17 protein-coding genes are annotated in these 20,568 nt (G+C 64.6%); 13 read left to right on the top strand and 4 right to left on the bottom strand.

Annotated features, from left to right (window positions below; genetic code table 11):
- Positions 1–19: 19 nt before the first annotated feature.
- Genes ABCW42_RS13185 through rsmD form a run of 3 tightly spaced genes read left to right on the top strand, consistent with a single transcriptional unit; the run spans position 20 to position 3,923 of the window.
- Complete coding sequence (locus ABCW42_RS13185) at positions 20–1,051, top strand: DAK2 domain-containing protein (RefSeq protein WP_423184889.1); 1,032 nt, start codon at positions 20–22, stop codon at positions 1,049–1,051.
- Positions 1,041–3,317, top strand: coding sequence for an ATP-dependent DNA helicase RecG (locus tag ABCW42_RS13180; RefSeq protein WP_423181662.1), 2,277 nt, complete (start codon positions 1,041–1,043; stop codon positions 3,315–3,317). Before ABCW42_RS13185 ends, ABCW42_RS13180 begins: the two co-directional genes overlap by 11 nt.
- 39 nt (positions 3,318–3,356) lie before the next feature.
- Positions 3,357–3,923 (top strand): 16S rRNA (guanine(966)-N(2))-methyltransferase RsmD, encoded by a 567-nt coding sequence (gene rsmD, locus ABCW42_RS13175; protein ID WP_423181661.1) that lies wholly within the window; start codon positions 3,357–3,359, stop codon positions 3,921–3,923.
- A gap of 6 nt (positions 3,924–3,929) precedes the next feature.
- Here the strand turns inward: rsmD and ABCW42_RS13170 are convergent, their stop codons facing one another.
- A complete protein-coding gene (locus tag ABCW42_RS13170) occupies positions 3,930–4,718 on the bottom strand; it encodes a spermidine synthase (protein WP_423181660.1) in 789 nt (262 codons plus the stop codon).
- Positions 4,719–4,720: 2 nt separating this feature from the next.
- Positions 4,721–5,950 (bottom strand): aminotransferase class I/II-fold pyridoxal phosphate-dependent enzyme, encoded by a 1,230-nt coding sequence (locus ABCW42_RS13165; RefSeq protein WP_423181659.1) that lies wholly within the window; start codon positions 5,948–5,950, stop codon positions 4,721–4,723.
- A 104-nt stretch (positions 5,951–6,054) separates the two neighbouring features.
- On the opposite strand from ABCW42_RS13165, the gene coaD reads away from it, so the two are divergent.
- The 7 genes from coaD to ftsY all read left to right on the top strand — a co-directional run bounded on the left by coaD (position 6,055) and on the right by ftsY (position 14,117).
- The gene (gene coaD, locus ABCW42_RS13160) at positions 6,055–6,555 is read left to right on the top strand and encodes a pantetheine-phosphate adenylyltransferase (protein ID WP_423181658.1); all 501 of its coding nucleotides are present in this window, start codon (positions 6,055–6,057) and stop codon (positions 6,553–6,555) included.
- Between the two features lie 131 nt (positions 6,556–6,686).
- Positions 6,687–7,214 (top strand): YceD family protein, encoded by a 528-nt coding sequence (locus ABCW42_RS13155; protein ID WP_133204389.1) that lies wholly within the window; start codon positions 6,687–6,689, stop codon positions 7,212–7,214.
- A 32-nt stretch (positions 7,215–7,246) separates the two neighbouring features.
- Positions 7,247–7,450 (top strand): 50S ribosomal protein L32, encoded by a 204-nt coding sequence (gene rpmF / locus ABCW42_RS13150; RefSeq protein ID WP_090818901.1) that lies wholly within the window; start codon positions 7,247–7,249, stop codon positions 7,448–7,450.
- Positions 7,451–7,474: 24 nt separating this feature from the next.
- Positions 7,475–8,206: a ribonuclease III gene (gene rnc, locus ABCW42_RS13145; RefSeq protein WP_423181657.1), complete on the top strand. Its 732-nt coding sequence runs from the start codon at positions 7,475–7,477 to the stop codon at positions 8,204–8,206.
- Positions 8,207–8,212: 6 nt separating this feature from the next.
- Positions 8,213–9,163, top strand: a complete 951-nt coding sequence (gene mutM, locus ABCW42_RS13140) for a bifunctional DNA-formamidopyrimidine glycosylase/DNA-(apurinic or apyrimidinic site) lyase (RefSeq protein WP_423181656.1) — start codon at positions 8,213–8,215, stop codon at positions 9,161–9,163.
- A 104-nt stretch (positions 9,164–9,267) separates the two neighbouring features.
- On the top strand, positions 9,268–12,882 hold the full coding sequence (gene smc / locus ABCW42_RS13135; RefSeq protein WP_423181655.1) for a chromosome segregation protein SMC: 3,615 nt from the start codon (positions 9,268–9,270) through the stop codon (positions 12,880–12,882).
- Between the two features lie 20 nt (positions 12,883–12,902).
- Positions 12,903–14,117 carry a signal recognition particle-docking protein FtsY gene (gene ftsY / locus ABCW42_RS13130; protein ID WP_423181654.1) on the top strand — a complete coding sequence of 405 codons (1,215 nt, stop codon included), beginning with the start codon at positions 12,903–12,905 and terminating at the stop codon, positions 14,115–14,117.
- Positions 14,118–14,130: 13 nt separating this feature from the next.
- Here ftsY and ABCW42_RS13125 read toward each other — a convergent pair whose 3' ends face one another.
- A complete protein-coding gene (locus tag ABCW42_RS13125) occupies positions 14,131–15,378 on the bottom strand; it encodes an MFS transporter (protein WP_423181653.1) in 1,248 nt (415 codons plus the stop codon).
- A gap of 227 nt (positions 15,379–15,605) precedes the next feature.
- On the opposite strand from ABCW42_RS13125, the gene ABCW42_RS13120 reads away from it, so the two are divergent.
- On the top strand, positions 15,606–16,940 hold the full coding sequence (locus ABCW42_RS13120; RefSeq protein WP_423181652.1) for an ammonium transporter: 1,335 nt from the start codon (positions 15,606–15,608) through the stop codon (positions 16,938–16,940).
- A complete protein-coding gene (locus tag ABCW42_RS13115; RefSeq protein WP_133204382.1) occupies positions 16,937–17,275 on the top strand; it encodes a P-II family nitrogen regulator in 339 nt (112 codons plus the stop codon). Before ABCW42_RS13120 ends, ABCW42_RS13115 begins: the two co-directional genes overlap by 4 nt.
- 62 nt (positions 17,276–17,337) lie before the next feature.
- On the opposite strand, the gene ABCW42_RS13110 is transcribed toward ABCW42_RS13115, so the two are convergent.
- Complete coding sequence (locus ABCW42_RS13110; protein WP_423181651.1) at positions 17,338–18,738, bottom strand: glucose-6-phosphate dehydrogenase; 1,401 nt, start codon at positions 18,736–18,738, stop codon at positions 17,338–17,340.
- 203 nt (positions 18,739–18,941) lie between these two features.
- On the opposite strand from ABCW42_RS13110, the gene ffh reads away from it, so the two are divergent.
- Positions 18,942–20,507: a signal recognition particle protein gene (gene ffh, locus ABCW42_RS13105; RefSeq protein ID WP_423181650.1), complete on the top strand. Its 1,566-nt coding sequence runs from the start codon at positions 18,942–18,944 to the stop codon at positions 20,505–20,507.
- The last annotated feature ends 61 nt before the right edge of the window (positions 20,508–20,568 follow it).

Raw genomic sequence — 20,568 nt, 5'->3', positions numbered from 1 at the left:
TGCCGCCAACGCGCACGCCATGAAGCGGTGGCTGGGCAAAGCCGAGACGACTCTTGGCAACCACAGCGACCGCATCAATGCGATCAACATTTTCCCGGTGGCCGACGGCGATACCGGCACCAACCTCTACCTCACGGTCCGTGCGGCGGCGGCTGCGCTGGTCAATGGCGCGGGCGGCGAACCCGCCAACGACGTCGGCGCCGTCCTTGGCGCCGCAGGCCAGGCTGCCATGGAACAGGCGCGCGGAAACTCCGGAACCCTGTTCGCCGTCTTCCTGTGCGCAGCGGCCGAGCCCCTCGTCGGACATACGCGCTTGAGCGCGCCGTTGCTCGCCAGTGCACTGAACCGGGCACAGATCCGGGCTTGGTCGGCACTGAGCGAACCCGTCCCGGGCACTATGCTCTCCGTCCTCGAAGCTGCAGCGCGAGCCGCCGGTGAATGCGATTCCGCGCACAACGGCGATGACAGCAACCAGGCGCTTGGCCTGGCCCTCGATGCCGCGGTGAATGCCGCGCTCGAGGCCGTGGTGCGGACCGAGGACCAGCTCGCCCCGCTGCATGCAGCCCGCGTTGTCGACGCCGGCGGAGTGGGCATGTTGTTGATCCTCGACTGCCTTCGTTCAGCCGTTCTCGGCGAAGAACTCCAGGACGAATTGCTCGACGGCCTCCATGGTTACGACGTCCAGGATCCGCATATCCACGCAGGGATGCCGAACGACGACGGCGTGGAAGTCATGTGCACCATCAGCCTTCCGCCGCTGGCGGCGGCAACGCTGCGCCAGCGGCTGGATGAACTGGGTGACTCCGTGATCATGAGCCAGTTGGGAAACCGCTCCGGCCATGGGGAAAGCGTTTCGGCCCGCGACGGTGACGACGATGACGACGCTCCCGAAACAAGCTACCGCTGGCGCGTGCATGTCCACGTGCCCGAGGCGGAACCCGCAGTCGCGCTCATCCGGTCCCTGGGCGATCCCACGGACATCACGATCAGCCAATTGTCCATGCCGCGCGATCCGGGCATCCCGGTGGTGCAAAACGCGCATGAATCCTGAGCTCCAGCTTCCCCTCGAGCGGCGAATCGGCAAACGCTCGGCTTCTGTCATCGGGAAACACCTCGGCTTAAGCACCGTCGGGGAACTATTGAACTACTTTCCCCGGCGCTACTTGACCCGCGGGGAACTCACTCCCATCAGCAAGCTGCCTTTGGACGAGGAAGCCACGCTCATCGCCAAGGTCCTCTCCAACTCGACCCGGCAGATGCGTGCCCGGCGCGGCTCACTGACCGACGTCATGGTCACCGACGACGCCGGCGGTGACCACGTTCCAGGGACGTTGAAGATCAGTTTCTTCAACGGCTTCCGCGCGCGTAGTGAACTCCAACCGGGACGCCGGGTGATGTTCTCCGGCAAGGTCGTCCGGTACGGCGGTTCTTTGAGCATGACCAACCCGGACTTCATCCTGCTTGACGCCGAGCCGGACATCGGCGGAACGAACGACCCGGAAAAGCTCGCCGCCATGCCCATCCCGGTCTATCCGGCCACGGCGAAACTCACCAGTTGGTCCATCCATAAGGCCATCACCACGCTGCTGGACACCATTGAACCGGACGCCATCGACGATCCTTTGCCGCCCGGAATCGCCGCCCGCGAGGAATTCCTCTCCATAGGGCAGGCATACCGCCTGATCCATTCGCCCGAGACGGCCACGGATTGGCGCCGCGCCCGGGACCGGTTCCGCTACCAGGAAGCCTTGGTGCTGCAGACCGCCTTGGCCCGGCGCAGGTCCCAGCTTGCCGCGGAAGAAGCCACAGCGCGGCGGCCACTGCCGGACGGCGTCCTTTCGGCATTCGACCGCCAGTTGCCGTTCACCCTGACCGCCGGCCAGGCCGCCGTCGGGAAGACGCTCTCCCACGAACTGGCGCAAGACTCACCAATGAACCGCTTGCTGCAGGGCGAGGTGGGTTCCGGGAAGACGATTGTGGCCCTGCGCGCCATGCTGCAAGTGGTCGACGCCGGAGGGCAGGCCGCGCTGCTCGCCCCCACCGAGGTCCTGGCCGCGCAGCATTTCGACTCCATCCGGCGAACGCTGGGTAACCTCGCTAGCGATGCCGTGTTCGGCGGTGCGGGAATGCTGGGCCAGGATTCCGGGAGCGGCGCGGGCTCAGTCCACGTCACGTTGCTGACTGGTTCCATGCCCGCCGCCGCCCGCAAACAGGCGATGCTCGACGCCGCTTCGGGCAGCGCGGGCATTGTCATCGGCACCCATGCCTTGTTGAGCGACAAGACCACATTCCAGGATCTTGGCTTGATCGTGGTGGACGAACAGCACCGCTTCGGGGTTGAGCAGCGCGATGCGCTCCGGGCGAAGGCGCACCGGCCACCGCACCTCTTGGTGATGACCGCCACTCCGATCCCGCGAACCGTGGCCATGACCGTCTTCGGAGACCTCGAAACATCGGTGCTCGATGAGCTTCCTGCAGGCAGGGCACCTATCTCCACCCACGTCGTCGGGCTGGCCGAAAACCCCGGTTGGGCCGCGAGGATCTGGAAGCGCTCGCGGGAGGAGATCGATGCGGGCCACCAGGTGTACGTGGTGTGCCCGAAGATCGGAGATGACGACGACGGCGACTTCAGTCCCGGGGAAACGGAACCAAGCGACGCAGGGCTTTCCGACGACGGCCTTTCCGATGAGGAGCCGGCGCGCGAGCTCGCGTCCGTGACCGCCGTCGTCGAAACCCTTGGCCGGGAGCCCGCGCTGCGCGGCGTCCGGGTGGAACCCCTCCACGGACGGCAGGATCCTGCGCTCAAGTCCGAAACGATGGCATCGTTCGCCGCCAACAACACGCAACTGCTGGTTTCCACCACGGTGATCGAGGTCGGGGTGGACGTCCATAACGCGACGTTGATGGTGATCCTGGATGCCGACCGCTTCGGCATCTCGCAGCTTCACCAGTTGCGGGGCCGGGTGGGTCGCGGTGGACTTCCGGGGACATGTTTGCTGGTCACCACGCTGGAGCCCGGCCACCCGAGCCGCAGGCGCTTGGACGCTGTGGCTTCGACCACCGATGGTTTCGTGCTTTCCCAGGAAGACCTCAAACTGCGCCGGGAAGGCGACATCCTTGGTGCCTCGCAATCAGGCGGCCGTTCCACCTTGAAGCTGTTGCGGGTCCTGGAGCATGAGGACCTCATTGCCCGTGCCCGCACCGACGCGCAATTGCTGGTGGCAGACGATCCGGCGCTGGATGCGCAACCGGCGTTGGCGGCCGCAATCGACGAGTACCTCAACCCGGAGAAGGAGGCGTTCCTTGAACGCGGCTAAGGAACCCAGAGCGATAAATCGTGTTCGGGGGACATTCCAATGAGCAGGATCATCGCAGGAGTCGCAGGCGGAAACCCCTTGGCGAGCGTTCCGGGGAATGCCACGCGGCCCACTACGGACCGCGTCAAGGAGGCGTTGTTTTCGCGCCTTGAGGCACTTGACGCAATTGACGACGCCAGGGTCCTCGATCTGTATGCCGGCTCTGGTTCGCTCGGGATCGAAGGGGCAAGCCGGGGAGCCAGGACGGCAGAACTTGTCGAGTTCGACGCCCGCGCCTCGGAGGTGTGCCAGCGCAACGCCGACATGGCGAACCAGGTCCTCGGCCATAGGACCGTATCCGTGCACCGGTCGAAGGTGGAATCGTTCCTGGAGCGGGCCGCGGACAGTGTCCTGTGGGACCTTGTGTTCCTGGACCCGCCGTATCCCCTCGACGAACCTTCCCTCAGGGCCGTCCTCACGAAGCTGGCTTTCCATCTGGACGAGGGCGCGGTGGTTGTCGTCGAGCGGTCTTCACGGTCACCTGAGCCGGACTGGCCGGACACCCTCGAACGGTTTGCGGACAAGAAATATGGCGAGACCAAGCTCTGGTTCGCTGAACCCGTCTAGTGCGCCTCAGTCGGAGATGCGGTCCAGGTCCACTCCGGTGAGGACGGCTGCGGGGTGTGGCCCGCGGGCCAGCAGTTCCGCCGTCCACTCGGCAGGCCACGGCCGCCGGGTTCCGATCACGATGATGTTTCCCGGGTACCGTCCGGCGAACATGCCGCTCTCGGCGAAGGCGGCGACGTCGGTCATCGCCTTGCGCATGGCAGCGACCTGGCTGCGGACCAACGTCAAGGCGGCTTCGTCGCCGATGTTCACAATGAGCACGCCGTCTGGCCGGAGACGGGCGGCGGCTTCCTCGTAGAACTCCTGGCAGGCGATGTGCGCCGGAGCCTCGGGGCCGGAGAAGATGTCGAGGATGACGACGTCGAAATCGAGTTCCGCGGGCAGCTCGGCGAGGGTTTCTCGTGCGTCGCCGATATGGGTGGTCAGCCGGGTGCCTTCCGGCAACGGGAGTTTCTGAAGGACGAAGTCCAGCAGTTCCCGTTCGAGTTCGACGGCGTGCTGTACCGATCCCGGGCGCGTCGCCTCGATATAGCGGGCAAGGGTCAGGGCTCCGGCCCCGAGATGGAGCGCGGAGACCGCTTGTCCCCGGGGTGCGGCGAGATCCACGACGTGGCCGATCCGGCGGAGGTATTCGTAGAAGATTTCCGCGGGTTCGGCGAGGTTGACATGGGATTGTTCGGCGCCCCCGATCCGCAGGATGTAGGCCCCGTCGATCAGCGTGTCGGCTTCGATCCCGGCATGTTGCCCTGTGGTCCGGAGGAACCTGCGTCCTTCATGGCTTTCCTTGGCAGGCACCGTCACAGCTTGTCCCGAAGGGTGGCGAGCCGGGTGGCCGCTTCCTCGAGCACCTCGGTTCGCTTGCAGAAGGCGAAGCGGAGCAGGCTCCGTGTGCGCTCCGCGCCTTCCGGATGGCAGAACACGGGAACGGGAATGGCCGCGACGCCCACAAGTGATGGCAAGCGCCGTGCCAGCTCCACGGAATCGCTGATGCCAAGGGGCGCGGTGTCCACGTTGATGAAGTAGGTTCCGCGGGGCGCGTAGACGCCGAAGCCAGCTGCCCGAAGCCCGTCCGCGAGGATGTCCCGTTTGCGCTGGAGTTCCGAGATGATCCCGGCGTAGAAGTCGTCAGGCAGGGCCAAGCCCCCGGCGATCGCGCTTTGGAAAGGGGTTCCCGAACTGTACGTCAGGAATTGCTTGACCGTTCGGAGGGCTGCGACGAGGTGCGCCGGCCCGCTCGCCCATCCGACCTTCCACCCCGTGAAGGAGAACGTCTTTCCCGCGGATGAAATCGTAATGGTCCGCTCGGCGGCTCCGGGGATGGTGGCAACAGGAATGTGCGGGACACCGAAGGTCATGTGCTCGTAGACTTCGTCGCTGACAACTACGGCGTCGTGGCGTCTGGCGAGCTCGACGACGCGTTCGAGGACGGCGCGCGGGAAGACCGCACCCGTGGGGTTGTGCGGGTTGTTGAGGAGAACTACTTTCGTGCGTTCGGTGAAGGCCGATTCGAGGGCGTCGAGGTCCGGAAGGAAATCCGGGGCGAGCAGGGGAGCCGTGACGTGCCGCGCGCCGGTGAGTCCGATGATTGCGCCATAAGAGTCGTAGAACGGTTCAAAAGTCAGGACTTCATCGCCGGGTTCGACGAAGGCAAGCAACGCCGCCGCGATCGCCTCGGTTGCTCCCGTGGTCACGACGACTTCGGTCTGTGGATCGAGCGCCAGCCCGTAGAAGCGCTCCTGGTGCGCCGCGACGGCGCTCCGAAGCTCAGGGATGCCCTTGCCTGGAGCATACTGGTTGGATCCCGCCGCGATGGCCGATTGGGCCGCTGCCTTGATTTCGGCCGGACCGTCTTCGTCGGGGAATCCTTGGCCCAGGTTGATAGCTCCGGTGGCGAGCGCCAGGGTGGTCATCTCTTCGAAGATCGTGGTGCCTAGCTCGCCCTGGGCTGACAGGAGGTTGGCGCCGCTGGCCGCACGCTTCCACGGGGAAGCAGGTGCGTTCACGCTGAGGGGGACCGGGCTCGTCACGGTGGGATTGCCTTCCTGAACGGGGCTCCGGCTGGTCCGGACCGCCCTGCCAGTCATCGTATCGCCCATAGTGCGGCCGGCCATGGATGCGATAGGTTCGAACCATGAGACGCGCAGTGTGCCCCGGATCCTTTGACCCCATCCACAACGGACACCTGGAAGTCATCGCAAGGGCCGCTGGATTGTTCGATGAAGTGGTGGTGGCGGTTTCCACAAACTACGCGAAGAAGTATCGTTTCAGCCTCGAAGAACGCATGGACATGGCGCGTGAAACCCTGGCGTCCTTGCAGGGCATCATCGTTGAACCGATGGGGGACGGGCTCCTGGCGGAGTACTGCCGGCACCGCGGAATTTCAGCGATCGTGAAGGGCCTGCGCTCCTCGTCCGATTTCGACTACGAATTGCCGATGGCCACCATGAACCGGCAATTGTCCGGTGTGGAGACTGTCTTCCTTCCGGCGGAAGCCCATTACCTGCATTTGTCGTCCACGCTCATCAAGGAAATTTCGGTCCTTGGCGGCGATGTCTCGGATTTCGTCCCCAGGTCCGTGCTGAGGAGGATTCTGGCTGGCGAGTCGGCAGCGGAGCAGCCACGTAAAGGGTAAGCTGGGTCGGTACCTCTGGCGGGGCGCTCAACGACGGACCCGGTTTGAGTCCGTTCCCGCGTTCAGGCTAAGATGGTACGTCGGTCATATGTTCTACAGGAGTTCTCATTAATCGAGATGTAAGTTCGCCTTTGACGCTCGACGTCAGGGACCTCGGACGCAGTCCAGGAAGCATGCGGACGCTCAGTGAACATGTACCCGCGCCAAGCGACCTTGGCGTGGCACTCATTGGCGTTCAGGAAGGCTCGGATATCGAGCTCGACCTGAAGCTTGAGGCCGTACACGAAGGAATTCTGGTATCCGGAACCGTTTTCGCCGAAGTCAAGGGCGAATGCGGACGATGCCTGGATCCCCTTGCGTATGACCTTGAGGTCAATGTGCAAGAGCTTTTCTTCTATGAAGGTGTTGAGCTTTCGGACGAAGAAGACGATGAAGAGCAACGTCGAGTCGAGCACGATCTAATCGATCTTGAACCGGTGTTGCGGGACGCAGTTGTAACCATGCTGCCGTTCCAGCCGGTGTGCCGGGAAGACTGCCAGGGCCTTTGCTCCGAATGCGGAGTGCGTCTGGAAGACGAGCCGGGGCACCACCACGAGGTCTTGGATCCTCGCTGGGCTGCCCTAGCTGAACTGGCTAAGCCTGACCGGCAAACTGATTAGTAAGTGTTGACTAAGAGAGAAATGAGATAGCCGTGGCTGTTCCCAAGCGGAAAATGTCTCGCGCAAATACCCGCGCCCGCCGTGCCCAGTGGAAGGCAACTGCCCCCAACCTGGTCAAGACCATCGAAAACGGCCAGGTTGTCTACAGCCTGCCGCACCAGGCAAAGGTCGTTACCGACTCTGCCGGCACTGCGCTGTTCCTTGAATACAAGGGCCGCAAGGTCGCAGACGCCTAAATCCGCCATACAGGCTGATAAAGGATGTCTTCAACTGAAGAGCTTCTGAAGCGTCTCGGTGTCTCAATTGACGCCGAGACGCTTCGTCTTGCTCTGACACATCGTTCCTACGCGTACGAAAACGGCGGGATCCCCACCAACGAGCGCCTCGAATTCCTCGGTGACTCCATCCTGGGCTTTTCCGTGACCGATTCCCTCTACCGGGACAACCCGGAGCTTCCGGAGGGTGAACTCGCCAAGCGCCGTTCCGCCGTCGTGAGCACGCGGGCGTTGGCTGGTATCGCCAGGGAGCTCGGCGTGGGGGAGTTCATCTACCTCGGGCAGGGCGAAAGGCTCACCGACGGCAAGAACAAGTCCTCGATCCTTGCCGACACCATGGAAGCCCTCATCGGCGCGACCTACCTGTCCAACGACATCGAGACGGCGCGGCAACTGGTCATGCGCCTTGTTGGCCCCTTACTGAAGGACGCCGCAGCCTTGGGCGCGGGCACCGACTGGAAAACCAGCATGCAGGAGCTCGCCGCCAGCCGCCAGATGGGCTCCATCTACTACGCCGTAGAAGGTTCGGGGCCGGACCACGCGCGCACCTTCGAAGCGGTGCTCCAGATCGCCGGCACCGCCTACGGCAAGGGCTCAGGCCACTCCAAAAAGGAAGCCGAACAGGAAGCCGCGGCGGATGCGTGGCGCACCCTGAACAGCAAGAACAAGCCGCAACGCACGGCAGGCGCTTCAGCCGATCCTGCCCACAGCGCCTGAGGTCCCGTGCCGGAACTTCCCGAAGTCGAAGTGGTCCGTCGAGGCCTGGCCCGTTGGGTGCGGGGCCGGACGATCACCGGAGTCGACGTCGTGGATCCCCGCTCGATCCGCCGCCATGCCCTTGGCACGGAAGACTTCATCGGCAACCTTGAGCATGCAACGGTGCTGGACGTTGTCCGACGCGGCAAGTTTCTGTGGATGCCGCTGCAGGCCGAGGGATCGCGCGAAGGCACGCTGCCCGGCGTCGCGCTCATGGCTCACCTGGGCATGAGCGGGCAATTGCTCATGCAGGATCCGGACGTCCCTGACGAAAAGCACTTGAAAGTCCGGCTTCGGCTCAGCAGTTCCGATGGCATGCCGGAGGAATTGCGGTTCGTGGACCAGCGGATTTTCGGCGGACTTTTCGTTACCTCCCTCATCCCGACCCCGGATGGGCAGCCGGGCGGCCAAGGTGAAACACCTCTTCCGGAAATCGCGGAGGAAGCAGCACACATTGCCCGCGATCCCCTCGATCCGTATTTTTCCTTTGACGATTTCTACACCAAGGTCAAACGACGCAAGACGGGACTCAAACGCGCTTTGCTCGATCAGGGCCTTATTTCGGGCATAGGCAATATCTACGCGGACGAGGCTCTCTGGAGGGCGAAACTCCACTATGCGCGGCCCACGGACACCCTTCGGCGTGCCGATGCCGTCCGGATTGTCGAGGCCGCGAGGGAAGTCATGGGCGACGCCCTGGCCGCCGGCGGCACGAGTTTCGACTCCCTCTACGTCAATGTCAACGGAGACTCGGGGTACTTCGCACGCTCCCTGGATGCCTACGGACGGGCCGGCGAGCCGTGCAGGCGATGCGCCGCGCTCGGGCTGGCAAGCATCATCAGGCGCGAACAATTCATGAACCGCTCGTCGTATCGTTGCCCCGTCTGCCAACCGAAGCCCCGCAACGCCCGCTGGTAGCCAACCCCCGCTGCCGGCCAACCACAGCAGCAAATCCGCGGATTTTCGCCCCTTGGCAGTAAATTGGGAATGGGATATCAGCCACTCAGGAGATCCGAAACACTTTGCACTTGAAAAGTCTGACCGTTCGCGGTTTTAAGTCGTTCGCGTCAGCCACGACGTTCGACTTCGAACCGGGCGTCACAGCCGTGGTCGGCCCCAACGGTTCGGGTAAGTCAAACGTGGTTGATGCCCTGGCCTGGGTCATGGGCGAACAGGGGGCGAAGACACTTCGTGGCGGAAAGATGGAAGACGTCATTTTCGCCGGGACGTCCGGCCGTCCGCCCTTGGGCCGCGCGCACGTATCCTTGACGATCGACAACGCCGACGGCGCCCTGCCGATCGAGTACAGCGAAGTCACCATTTCCCGTACCCTCTTCCGCGCCGGCGGATCGGAATACGCCATCAACGGCTCGTCGTGCCGCCTCCTGGACATCCAGGAACTGCTGTCCGACTCCGGCCTTGGCCGGGAGATGCACGTGATCGTGGGCCAGGGCCAATTGGACCGCGTCCTGCACGCCACCCCCGAGGACCGTCGCGGCTTCATCGAAGAAGCCGCCGGAATCCTCAAGCACCGGCGGCGCAAGGAAAAGACGGTCCGGAAGCTCGAAGCCATGCAGGCGAACCTCCAGCGGCTCGGCGACCTCACGGCCGAAATCCGCCGCCAGCTCACGCCCCTCGGCAAACAAGCCGAAGTCGCCCGCCGGGCCCAGACCGTGCAGTTCGACCTTCGGGATGCCAAATCGAGGTTGCTCGCGGATGAACTTGTCCAGCTCACCATGGCGCTGGAAAAGGATGTTGCCGACGAGGCAGCGCTCAAGGAACGCCGCGAATCCGTTGAAACGGAACTGGGCGCCGGACGCGAACGCCAGGCGCGGCTCGAGCAACTCGCGGCGGAGGCAACGCCCCGGCTCAACGCGGCGAGGGACAACTGGTACAAATTGTCCGCGTCCAGGGACCGGCTTCGGGCGTTGGGATCCCTCGCGACAGAGCGAAGGCGCCTTTTGGGGTCTTCGGACGCGGCGCAGGAATCCGGCCGCGACCCGGATCACCTTGATCGCCAGGCCGCCCGTGTCAGGCAGGAGCAGGCCGAACTCGAGCACGATATCCTCGCCAAGCAGGCGGCACTCCTGGATGCAACCGCGGCGAAGCAGGAAGCGGAAAACCTCGCGGCCGAAGAAGAACGGCGCCTCACGGCCGTGCTGCGGGCAGCAGCTGATCGTCGGGAAGGCTTGGCGAAGCTGGTCGGTCAGCTCGCGGCCGCCCGATCGCGGGCGGAGGCAGCCGAAGCCGAACGCGGCAGGCTCCGGGAGTCGCTGTCCGCGGGTGAAGAGCGCCGACGCCAAGCACAGAGCGAGTTCGTCGCCCTTGAATCACAAGTGGCAGGCGCGGAGGACGGTGAGGAAAGCCTCGACGCCGAGTACGAGGAAGCAGGCACCCTCCTTGACGGGATCGAGGCCGAGATCGAGGCTTTGAAGCTTGCCGAGCAGCGTGACGTCCGCGATCGCGACGCCCTCACCGCCCGCCGTGACGCGCTCCAGCTGGGGCTCAACCGCAAGGACGGATCCGAACGCATCCTCTCTTCCGGGCACCCCGCGGTCCTCGGGCCGCTGGCTTCGCTCCTAGCCGTGCAGCCGGGGTACGAGGCCGCGGTGGCGGCGGCCTTGGGTGCTGCGTCGGACGCCGTGGTGGTGGCCGACGGCGCGGGAGCAGTTGCCGCGCTGCAGTTGCTGAAAGAGGTCGACGCCGGCCGGGCTTCGCTGGTGCTCTCGCGGCCGGTCGGGTCGGCGGAGCCGGAGCTCGGGCCCGCCGAGTTGCCGGTCCTGCCAGACGATTTGCCGGTGCTGCCGTACGGCGCCCGTTGGGCCGCGGAGCTGGTCACGGCGAACAACGACCACGCCAAAGGCGCGGTGCGGCTCCTGGCGCGCACCGCCGTCGTCGATGGCTTGGACGAGGCGGCAAGCCTCATTTCCGGCGACCCCAGGCTCACGGCCGTCACCTTGGACGGGGACGTGTTCGCTGCGTTGACCGTGCACGGCGGATCGGCAAGCGCGCCGTCGCTCCTTGAAGTCCAAGCGGCAGTCGACGACGCCGAAATGCGCCTTCAGGAGACCATCTCACGCTTGGAGCGTGGCCGGTTTGCGTTGGCCGGTGCCCAAGCGCGCAGGGCCGAAGCCCAGGAACGCGCCGACGCCGCCCTCGATAAGCTCCATGACTCCGATGCCCGTTTGGCCGCCGTTGCCGAACGGCTCGGGCACTTGAACTCCCAGTTGCGAAGCGCCGTGGCGGAGAGGGATCGCTTGGCCGAGTCCCTGGCCAAGGCGGAACTGAACATCGCGGTGGCCGAGGAATCGCTTGAAGTCGCGGCCGAGCGCCTGGCTGCGGCGCAGGAAGCCCCGGCAGAGGAAGAACCGTCCACGGAGCAAAGGGATGCGTTGTCCCGTGCGGCGAGCGAAGCGCGGGCACATGAGATGGAAGTCAGGCTCGGGTTGCGCAGTGCAGAGGAGCAACTCACAGCAACCAGCAACCGCGCGGCATCCTTGGAACGTGCCGCGGCGAGCGAGCGGCGTGCCCGCGAGGAAGCCGCCCGGCGGGCAGTGCGTCGCAGGGCGCAGGCCCAACGGGCTTCCGCCGTCGCTGCCGCTGTTGAACAAGCGGTGCGGTTTGTCGACGTTTCGGTGGAACTGGCAGCCCGTGCCCGGGATGACGCCGAATCGGTCCGTGAGCAGCGCGAAAAGGAATTGGGAGAGGTGCGCAGCAGCAACGACGCCTTGGCCCGGGAACTGGCGCAGCTTACCGATTCCGTGCACCGCGACGAAATGGCGCGTGCCCAACACCGCCTGAAGATCGAAGCACTGGAGGCCCGGGCCATCGATGAACTCGGCCTTTCGGCGGAACAACTCGTGGCCGGCTTCGGGCCCGATCAGCCCGTTCCGGTTCCCGCCGCTGCCACGGACAAATGGGCAGAGCTGCGGGCTCCTGTTGACGAGGACGGCAACCCCGTCATCGAGGGCATTCCCTTTGCCCGGTCGGAGCAAGAGAAACGGCTCCGCAAAGCCGAACGCGACCTCGCCGCCCTCGGCAAGGTCAATCCCTTGGCGCTTGAGGAATTCGCCGCCTTGGAAGAACGGCACCAGTTCCTCAGCACCCAGCTTGAAGACCTCAAATCCAGCCGGAAGGACCTTCTGGACATCATCAAGGAAGTGGACAACAGGGTCCAGCAGGTCTTCTCTGAGGCGTTCGCCGATACTTCCAAGCAGTTCGACCACGTGTTCGCGCGGCTCTTTCCCGGCGGGGAAGGCCGGCTGGTCCTGACGGATCCCGAGGACATGTTGACCACGGGCATTGAAGTGGAAGCCCGGCCGGCGGGAAAGAAAATCAAGAGGCTGTCCCTCCTGTCAGGCGGCGAAAGGTCCTTGACCGCCGTCGCCCTGCTCGTTGCCATCTTCAAGGCCAGGCCATCGCCGTTCTACGTCATGGATGAGGTGGAAGCTGCCTTGGATGACACCAACCTGGGCCGCCTCATTACCATTTTCGAAGAACTCCGAGAGTCCAGCCAGTTGATTGTCATCACCCACCAGAAGCGGACCATGGAGGTCGCCGACGCACTCTACGGGGTGACAATGCGGGGCGACGGGGTGTCCACCGTCATCAGCCAGAGGCTCGCTGCCGAGGTCTAGCTTTGTGAGAAGCTAAGGGAGTGAATGATCTCCTTCCGATAATCCTGGCCATTGTCGCTGTCATCATCGTGGTCGGAGGGTTGATTCCCGTCTTCCTTAAGAGGCGGAAATCCACTTCGACCTACGCGGGACCACGCGACGCAAACGACCCCGCCGATGCCGCGCCGGCAGGCGGAACAATTGTCGAAGATGCCCCGGGCACAGCCACCCCGGCGCCGGGTACCGTCGTCGAACCGTCCGATGCTGTGCTGCCGGAGATCGACGTACCGGACGACGCGGCGGGCCTGGAAGTGGTCCCGGTGGAGACCCCAGCTCCCGTCGAGGGGCGCCTCAACAGGCTGCGCGCCCGGCTCGTCAAATCCAACAACATCCTCGGCAAGGGCCTTCTCGCCTTGCTTTCGAGCGACAAGATCGACGAGAACGTCTGGGACGAAGTCGAAGAAACCCTTCTCCTCGCCGACCTCGGAACCGAGCCGACCACGCATCTTGTCGATTCCTTGCGCGACCGCGTGAAGGTCCTGGGAACCCGCGATCCCGAGCATGTCAAGGCGCTTTTGCGCGATGAACTCGTCAAACTGGTTGATCCCGATATGGACCGCAGCCTGAACGTCGATCGCAAGGGCGGCCATCCGGCCATCATGATCGTCGTCGGCGTCAACGGCGTCGGCAAGACCACCACGGTGGGAAAGCTCGCTCGTGTCCTTGTCGCAGAGGACAAGGACGTCATCCTCGGCGCGGCCGACACGTTCCGCGCGGCGGCCTCGCACCAGCTCGCTACATGGGGCCAGCGCGTCGGCGTACCCACGGTCATGTCGGACATCGACGGCGCGGACCCCGCCTCGGTTGCTTACGAGGCAGTGAAGGCCGGCATCGAGCAAGAAGTGGATGTGGTGATGATCGACACCGCGGGCCGCTTGCAGAACAAAGTCGGCCTCATGGACGAGCTTGGCAAAGTCAAGCGCGTCGTCGAGAAGCTGGCCGAAGTGGATGAGGTCCTCCTCGTCCTGGATGCGACCACGGGCCAAAACGGGCTGAACCAGGCCAAGGTCTTCGCCGAGGTAGTCAACATCACGGGCATCGTCCTGACCAAGTTGGACGGCACGGCCAAGGGCGGAATCGTCGTCGCGATCCAGAAGGCGCTCGGCGTTCCCGTCAAGCTTGTCGGCCTGGGCGAGGGCCCGGACGACCTCGCACCTTTTGAAGCCGAGGCTTTCGTCGACGCCCTCCTGAACTAGCCGGACACCTGAACTAGGGCCGGCCTGAATCAACAGGCACGGTCGCCCGCCGCATGGGTTCGCGGGCGACCGACCAGCCGACGGCGGCCAGCAGGACGATTCCTCCCGTGGCCCCGAAGGCCCAACCATAGCCAAGCCCGTCCGCCAGGAGCCCCACAAGGACCGGCCCGACGATCGCTCCGGCGTCGGAGGCCATTTGGAAGACGGCCAGCACCTTGCCGCCGGAGCGCCCACGGCCGATGATGTCCCCGACCCCGGCCTGCTGGGCAGGGTTCAGCAGCCCGGCGCCGAATCCTGCCACGGCGGAGGCGGCGAAGAACGTCGGCAGACCGGTAGTCAGCCCAATGGTCGCCGTCGCGAGGCCAGTGACGGTGAGCCCAAGGAGCATCATCGGCTTGCGTCCGAAAGTGTCCGCCAAGCGCCCGGAAAACGTTAGGGCCGCGGCGTTGCCCCCGGCAAAAACCGCCAATGCCCAACCGGCCGAGGCCGGCCCCGCCGCGAGGACCTCCACCGCGAACAACGGCACAGTGGCCATCCGCACGCCGAAGGTCGCCCAGCCGTTGCTGAAGCTCGAGAACAGCGCGGCGCGGTAGGCCGAATCACTGAGGGCTTCCTTCATGGGCATTGCCGGAGCGTCCGTGCCCGCCTTCGAGGCCGAACCAGGGGTGCCTTTGAGTTGGGTGCGTACTACTGCGGCAGCTACGAGCAATGCCCCTGCGTATGCGAGGAACGGCACCCTGAGGCCGAGCCCTGCCAACAGCCCGCCGACTACCGGACCCAGCACGCTTCCGACCAGGAAGGCCGAGGCGTAGGCGCCGGAGACCCTGCCACGGCTTTCCGGCGGGGCAAGCCTGATAAGCAGACCCATCGCCGCCACCGTGAACATCACGGATCCGGCACCACCGAGACCCCTGAACACCAGCAGCTGCCAATAGCTCCGGGCAAAGGCGCAGGCCGCCGTCGACGCCGCCACGATGAGCAAGCCCGTGATGTAGACCGGCCGCTCGCCGAAGCGGGCCATCAAGGCTCCGCCGGCTGGAGCGAAGACCAAACGCATGAAAGCGAAAATGCTCACGATCACGGCGGCTGCCGTCGCGCCGACGTCGAACGTCGTCGCGAACTGCGGAAGCACGGGGGCCACCAAACCGAAACCGAGCGCGATCAGGAACGCGGCCACCAACATCACCCTGATGTCCCGCGGCATTTCGGCCTTCGTGGCCCCGATCCGTTGGTCTGGGCCGGATTTGGAGCTTGCTCTCATTGTGCTTGCGTCCTCTGGTTCGTGCGGAATTTCGCGGATGTGCGGCGAACGAAACACTCACGTAACAAGTGTGATATGCACCATTTACGTTCGAGAAGTTCTTGTAACAGCCCCGCAATCTAAAACCTTCGCAGGTGAAACACTGCCCCGCAAAAATCTTACGTAGAACGCAAATGGCGTTGGGATAGGCGGGCTTAGTCCGCATCTAAAGCAGAGAGGACGTAGACATGGATTTCACCGCCGGTCTCGTTTGGCTCCTGGTCGCCTCAGCCTTCGTGCTGTTCATGACCCCGGGCCTGGCATTCTTCTATGGCGGCATGACCCGTGCCAAAGCCGCCCTGAACATGATGATGATGAGCTTCATCGCCATCGGCACAGTGACCCTCGTTTGGGTTCTGTGGGGCGCGTCGATGTCTACCAGCAACACGGACAACTTCTTCCAGCTGTTCGCCAACCCCTTCAGCCACTTCGGCCTGCACAACTTCACGGACCCGGCTGACCTCCTCCACGTTGGCTACGCCGCCACCTTCGCCATCATCACGGTTGCCCTGATCTCCGGCGCCATCGCGGACCGCGCGAAGTTCTCGGCGTGGACCCTCTTCACCCCCATCTGGGCGACCCTGGTCTACGCACCCCTGGCCTACATGGTGTGGGGCGGCGGCCTCTTCTCTGCGACTGGCTGGTTTGGCCAGACGTTCGCTCCCGTCATCGACTTCGCCGGTGGCACCGTGGTCCACATCAACGCCGGTGTGGCCGGCCTGATCCTCGTCCTGATCATCGGCAACCGCAAGGGCTTCGGCAAGGACCCGAACCACCGCCCGCACAACGTGCCCCTGGTCATGCTCGGCGCGGCCATCCTCTGGTTCGGCTGGTTCGGCTTCAACGCCGGTGCCGCGGCTACAGTCCAGCAGGCCGGACTCATCTGGATCAACACGCTCGTCGCGCCCGCGGCTGCAATGCTCGGCTGGCTCGTAGTAGAGCGCATCCGTGACGGACACCCCACGTCCCTCGGTGCCGCTTCAGGCGTCGTCGCCGGTCTTGTTGCCATCACCCCGGCGTGTGCCAACGTTTCCCCGCTCGGTGCCATCGCCCTCGGCGTCGCCGCAGGTGTCGCCTCGGCCCTCGCAGTCGGCCTCAAATTCAAGCTCGGCTACGATGACTCCCTGGACGTCGTAGGCGTCCACCTCGTGTCCGGCATCATCGGTACCGTCGCCATCGGCTTCCTCGCCACTCCGACCCAGGGCGCGGCGGGCCTCTTCTACGGCGGCGGCACCACACAGCTTGTTGCCCAGTCCTTGGCGGCGCTCTGCTCGATCGTCTTCACCGGCGTCATGACCTTCGTCATCGCCTACCCGATCCACAAGATCATGGGCTTCCGCATCTCCGAGCGCCAGGAAATCGCCGGGGCGGACCTCAGCCTGCACGCCGAAACCGCCTACGAATTCGGCGTCGGCGGACACGGTGGCAGCTTCCAGCCGCTCCACGACCTCATCACCGGCAAGGCATCCGCCGAAGCCTCCGACGAAACACCTGCCAAGGGCAAGGAGAGTATCCAGGCATGAAACTCATCACGGCGATCGTCCGCCCGGAGAAACTCGACTCCATTCGCGAGGGACTCGAAGCATACGGGGTACAGGGTTTGACGGTCAGCGCTGCCAGCGGTTACGGCCGGCAGCGCGGGTACACCGAGGTGTACCGGGGGGCCGAGTACAACGTCGACCTCCTTCCGAAGATCCGCGTCGAGGTCCTGGCCACCGATGAGCAAGCGGACGACATCCTCGATGTCCTGATCGCCTCCTCCAACACGGGGAGGGCGGGCGACGGCAAAGTCTGGACCGTCGATGTCTATGAGGCCGTCCGGGTCCGCACCGGCGAGCGGGGCGCCGCAGCCATCTAAGCACCCGATATATGCAAAAGCGGTCCGGTTACCTGGAAGGTAGCCGGACCGCTTTTGCTTGCTTAGCCCCCGACGGCGGTGGGCCAGTCCGCGGGACCGGCACCACCGGCGTCGTACTCCTCGAGCGGAACCGAATCTTCGGCCCAGGCCTTGAGCACAGGCTCCACGATGCGCCAGCATTCCACCGCGGTATCCCCGCGGACGGACAACAGCGGATCGCCCTTGATGATGCCCTCCAGGACCTCGCCGTACGGCAGGAGGTCCGAGGCGCTAAGCTCCGCGTCGAGGGTAACGCGGTCCAGGGTGAAGATATCGCCCGGACCGTTTACATCGACGTCGAGCTGGAGGGTGTCCGGACCAAACCCGATACGCAGCTGGTTCGAGGCATCCACGCCTTCGAAGCCGGATGGCAAGTGCGGCACCGGACGGAAGGTGATAATCGCTTCCTTCCGCATGAGGCCGAGGGCCTTGCCGGAGCGAAGGATGAACGGAACGCCCTTCCAGCGCCAGTTCTCGATGCCGACCTCGACCTCAGCGAGGGTCTCGGTGTTCCGGGATGGATCCACGCCGGCTTCTTCTGCGTAGTCCGGCACCTTGCGATCACCGATTGTGCCTGCTGCGTAGCGGGCCCTGCGCGTGGATTTCGCGTACGGTGCCTCCACGGTGCTGGCGCGCAGGATCGTGGAAATCGCGTCGCGGAGGTCGCGCTCGCCGATGGTCGCGGGGGCATCGATGGCCAGCAGGGCCATGATGTGCAGGAGATGGCTTTGGATCATGTCCCTGAGCGCGCCCGCGGTGTCGTAGTAGCGCGCACGTCCTTCGAGCGCGAGGTCTTCGTCGAAGATGATTTCGACTTTTTCGATGTGGTCCCGGTTCCACACCGGTTCGAGGAAGCGGTTGGCGAAACGCAGTCCCAGGATGTTCAGGACGGTGGCCTTGCCGAGGAAATGGTCCACCCTGTAGATGTGTTCCTCGGGGACGAGCCGGGCGAGGGTTTTGTTGAGGTCTTCGGCCGATTCCGGGCTCGAACCGAAGGGTTTCTCGAGCACGAGGCGCGTTCCCGGCGGCAGTTGGCCGGCGGTCAGGACCTCGCAGGCTTTTTGGCTGACGTGCGGAGGAAGGGCGAAATAGACGGCCACCGGAGCTTCGAGCCCGGTAAGCAACGCGGCCAGTTGGCCGTCCGCGGTGACATCGACCTGGTGGTATTCGGTGTTTGCCTCCATGGCCGCGATCGACTCGCGTCCTGCCGCGTCGGCGTCTTTTCCGGCATCCTCAAAGGCGCTCCGCACACGGTCCGTCCATTGTTCGGCGGTCCACGGGTCCGAGCCTGCTCCGACGAGTTTGAGCCCGTCAGCCAGGCCGCCTGCAACCAGCCTGGCAAGGCCCGGCAACAGCAGCCGGCCCGTAAGGTCCCCCGAAGCGCCGAGGATGAGCAACGTTTTGACAGTTGTTTTGTTGGTCACCGTGCCAGCATGCCATCTTGTTGGTGTCAGTTGGTGAAAATCGGGTACCTATGTTGGTGTATGAGCACCTAAGTGGTGCTAGTTGGTACCCTAGATAGTCGAGTCCCTTCGTTGAGCCAGATCTGTTTGGGGCAGGAATCGTCAAGAAGCTGGCGTGCCGCCTTGGCCGCCATTCGTAGACCATTGAAAGAAGTGCACGGCGCGTGTTCAATTCACTCTCTGACCGGTTGACAGCAACCTTCAAGAATCTCCGCGGCAAGGGCCGCCTCACGGAGGCCGACGTCGACGCCACCGTCCGGGAGATCCGCCGCGCCCTCCTGGACGCGGATGTTGCCGTTCCCGTGGTGCGTGAGTTCGCTGCCCGCATCCGTGAGCGGGCGCTGGGCGCTGAAGTTGCCGCCGCCCTCAACCCCAGCCAGCAGATCGTCAAGATCGTCAACGAGGAACTCGTCGAGATCCTCGGCGGCGAGACCCGCCGTATCCGCTTGGCGAAGACCGGTCCCACCATCATCATGCTCGCTGGCTTGCAGGGTGCGGGCAAGACGACGCTCGCCGGCAAGCTCGCCAAGTGGCTCAAGGCGCAGGGCCACAGCCCGATGCTTGTGGCTTGCGACCTGCAGCGGCCAAACGCCGTGACCCAGCTCCAGATCGTCGGCCAGCGCGCGGGGGTTTCCGTTTTCGCGCCGCATCCCGGCACCACCTCCGAACATGACGTTCCCACCGGAGACCCTGTCGCCGTCGCGCGTGCCGGCGTCGAGGAGGCCCGCCAGAAGCTGCACGACGTCGTCATTGTGGACACCGCAGGCCGCCTCGGTGTCGACGCCGAGATGATGGACCAGGCGCGCCGCATCCGCCAGGCGATCATCCCGAACGAAGTGCTCTTCGTCATCGACTCCATGATCGGCCAGGATGCCGTCAACACGGCGGTCGCGTTCGACGAAGGCGTCAACTTCACTGGCGTGGTGCTGTCAAAGCTCGACGGCGACGCCCGCGGCGGTGCCGCCCTTTCGGTCGCGTCCGTCACCGGAAAGCCGGTCATGTTCGCGTCCACAGGCGAGAACCTGGACGACTTCGAACTGTTCCATCCGGACCGCATGGCCTCGCGCATCCTCGACATGGGCGACGTCCTGACCCTGATCGAGCAGGCGGAAAAGGCGTGGGACAAGGAAGAAGCCGCCCGGATGGCGAAGAAATTCGCCGACCAGGAAGACTTCACCCTGGATGACTTCCTCGCCCAGATGCAGCAGATCCGCAACATGGGTTCAATGAAGAAGATGCTCATGATGATGCCGGGTGCCCAGAACATCCGCCAGCAGCTCGAGCAGTTCGACGAGCGCGAGATCGACCGCGTCGAAGCCATCGTCCGCTCCATGACGCCGCACGAACGTGTTGCCCCGAAGATCATCAACGGCTCGCGCCGCGCGCGTATTGCCCGTGGTTCCGGCGTGCATGTTTCCGAGGTCAACGGGCTCCTGGAGAGGTTTGCCCAGGCGCAGAAGATGATGAAGAAGCTGGCCCAGGGCGGTGGCATGCCGGGTATGCCCGGTATGCCCGGGCTCGGGGGCGGCGGCGCCCGCAAGGGAAAGAGCGCTCCGAAGAAGAAGGCACGTTCGGGAAACCCGGCGAAGGCCGCCCAGGAACTGCGCGACGCCGAGAACAGGCGGTCGAAGTCGGTTCCGAGCGGTGCGGCATTCGGCCAGCCCGGCGCGGACTTCGATCCGTCCCAGCTGAACCTCCCCAAGGGCTTCGACAAGTTCCTCGGCAAGTAAAGTGCCCGCTGCCGGCTTCGCCGGCAGCGGTGATGTCAGTCCCGTGACCTAGGCTTGAGGA

The organism is Arthrobacter sp. NyZ413, assembly GCF_049390645.1.
Classification (GTDB): domain Bacteria; phylum Actinomycetota; class Actinomycetes; order Actinomycetales; family Micrococcaceae; genus Arthrobacter.
This window is presented reverse-complemented; position numbering and strand designations above follow the sequence as displayed.

Bases quoted from the DNA above. Each gene is read 5' to 3' on its own strand.
- ABCW42_RS13120 (WP_423181652.1), top strand. From the start codon at position 15,606: ATGGATTTCACCGCCGGTCTCGTTTGGCTCCTGGTCGCCTCAGCCTTC.
- ABCW42_RS13125 (WP_423181653.1), bottom strand. From the start codon at position 15,378: ATGAGAGCAAGCTCCAAATCCGGCCCAGACCAACGGATCGGGGCCACG.
- rsmD (WP_423181661.1), top strand. From the start codon at position 3,357: ATGAGCAGGATCATCGCAGGAGTCGCAGGCGGAAACCCCTTGGCGAGC.
- coaD (WP_423181658.1), top strand. From the start codon at position 6,055: ATGAGACGCGCAGTGTGCCCCGGATCCTTTGACCCCATCCACAACGGA.
- ABCW42_RS13185 (WP_423184889.1), top strand. From the start codon at position 20: ATGAAGCGGTGGCTGGGCAAAGCCGAGACGACTCTTGGCAACCACAGC.
- ABCW42_RS13180 (WP_423181662.1), top strand. From the start codon at position 1,041: ATGAATCCTGAGCTCCAGCTTCCCCTCGAGCGGCGAATCGGCAAACGC.
- ABCW42_RS13115 (WP_133204382.1), top strand. From the start codon at position 16,937: ATGAAACTCATCACGGCGATCGTCCGCCCGGAGAAACTCGACTCCATT.
- rnc (WP_423181657.1), top strand. From the start codon at position 7,475: ATGTCTTCAACTGAAGAGCTTCTGAAGCGTCTCGGTGTCTCAATTGAC.